At 74.1% G+C, this 2,203-nt stretch carries 2 protein-coding genes; both read left to right on the plus strand.

What is annotated here, in order from left to right; translation table 11 throughout:
• Positions 1-1,298: aldolase (locus FJ251_15630; protein ID MBM4119134.1), on the plus strand; the 1,298-nt coding region annotated here is incomplete at its 5' end.
• A partial coding sequence (locus FJ251_15635; protein ID MBM4119135.1) for an O-antigen ligase family protein occupies positions 1,298-2,203 on the plus strand: 906 nt, incomplete at its 3' end. The genes FJ251_15630 and FJ251_15635, both read left to right, overlap by 1 nt.

Raw genomic sequence — 2,203 nt, forward strand, 5'->3', positions numbered from 1 at the left:
CCTTCTGCCGCGAGCAGGTGGCTGGGCGTCTGGCCGCGAACGCCGCCCTGAACCCGCGCCCCGAGATCAAGGCGGCCGCCATCGCCGATGCCCGCGCGCTGGCCGCGGCGCTCGGCGCCTGGCCGGCCTCGATCCAGGGCCTCTACGCGGCGATGGGCCGCGGCGAGGTGGACGGCCTCACCGTGCCGGCCGTCAACGTGCGCGGCCTCGGCTTCGAGGTGGCGGGTGCGCTGTTCGAGGCCGCGCTCGCGGCCGACTGCGGCGCCTTCATCTTCGAGATCGCGCGCACGGAGATCGGCTACACCGAGCAGTCGCCGGCGGAGTTCGCCGCGGTGATCCTGGCCGCGGCCGTGGCGACGGGCTACCGCGGGCCCGTCTTCATCCAGGGCGACCACGTGCAGGTGCGGCCCAAGCCCTACGCCGCCGATCCCGCGGCCGAGTTGGCGGCCGTCGAGGGTCTCATCCGGGCCGAGATCGCGGCCGGCTTCTACAACATCGACGTCGACACCTCGACCCTCGTCGACCTCGCCCAGCCGGACCTCGACGCCCAGCAGCGCCTCAACTACCAGCTCGCGGCGCGCCTGACGGCCTGCATCCGCGGCGAGGAGCCGCCCGGCGTCAGCGTTTCCGTGGGCGGCGAGATCGGCGAAGTGGGCACGGCCAACTCCACCGTCGAGGAGTTCGAAGCCTACATGGCCGGCTACCGGCGCGAGCTGGCGCGCCTCGCGCCCGGCGCGCTCGGCCTCAGCAAGATCAGCGTGCAGACGGGCACCAGCCACGGCGGCGTTCCCCTGCCGGACGGCAGCGTCGCCGCCGTCAAGCTCGACTTCGGCGTCCTCGAGGCGATCGGCGGCCGCGCCCGTCGCGCCTACGGGCTGAGCGGCGCGGTCCAGCACGGCGCGAGCACCCTGCCCGAGAGCCTCTTCCACCGCTTCCCGGCGAGCTGCTGCAGCGAGATCCACCTGGCGACGGGCTTCCAGAACCTGATCTACGCCCATCCGGAGTTCCCGCCCGTCCTCCTGGCCGAGATCGACGCGCACCTGCTCGGCGCGCACGGCAACGAGCGCGCGCCCGGCGACAGCGACGAGCAATTCGTCTACAAGCTGCGCAAGAAGAGCTGGGGGCCCTTCAAGGCGCAGCTCTGGGGACTGCCGGCGCCCCTGCGCGCCACCCTGCGCGCCGCGCTGCGCGAGCAGTTCGCCTTCCTGATCGCGCAGCTCGGCGCGGCCGGCAGCCGGGAACTCGTGGGCCGCCACGTCGGCCTTGCCGAGGAAGCGGGCGAGCGGAGCCGGGGCTGATGCCGGCGGGCTGGCTCGCGCAGCTGCTCCCCCTGCGCGAGGGGGCGCTCCTGCTGGCCGCCTTTGCGATGCCCTTCTCGATCGCGATCTCGCAGTTCGCCCTCGCGATCGCGCTGCTCCTGAGGCTCGCCGAGTGGGCGAGCGGCCGGCCACCGGTCCACCTCGGCCGGGGACTCACGCTCCTCACGCTGGCCTTCGTCGGCTGGGCGCTCATCGACATCGGCTTCTCGCAGATCCCGAGCGAGAGCCTGCGCCACGCCAAGCGCTTCCTGCTGCTGCCCGCGCTCTGGCTCTTCGCCGAGGCGGGCAGGCGCGACGCGCTGCGCACGCGCCTGCTCGCCGCGCTCGGCGCCGGATCGGCGGGGGTGGCGGCCTACGGCATCCTCGCCTACCTCCAGGGAGCGCGGGGGCTGGCCGGGCGCGCCCAGCTCACGCAGGGCTACATGACGGCCGGCGGGCTCATGATGCTCGCCTCGCTGCTGCTCTTCGCCTTCCTGCTGCGCCCGGGCGGCGCGCGGCGGCGGCGCTGGCTCTGGCCCGCCTTCGCACTCACGCTGGTTGCGCTCGTCTTCACGCACACCCGCGGCGCCTGGCTCGGCTTCGCCGCGGGCGCGCTCCTCGCGCTCGGCCTCGTGCGCCCGCGCCTGGCGCCCATCTTCCTCGGCCTGCTGCTCGTCGCGGGCGCCCTCGCGCCGGCCGGTTTCCGCGAACGCCTACTCTCCTCCTTCGATCCGCGGCACGCCAACAACGTCCAGCGTCTGATCATGTGGCGAACGGGCTGGGAGCTGCTCGCCGACCACCCGCTGACCGGCGTCGGCGACCTCGACCTGCAGGCGATCTACCGCGCCCGCCATGCCGGCGCACAGGTCGAGGTCAAGGGCCACCTGCACAGCAACCCGGTGATG

This window comes from bacterium, from assembly GCA_016873475.1.
GTDB lineage: Bacteria > Krumholzibacteriota > Krumholzibacteriia > JACNKJ01 > JACNKJ01 > VGXI01.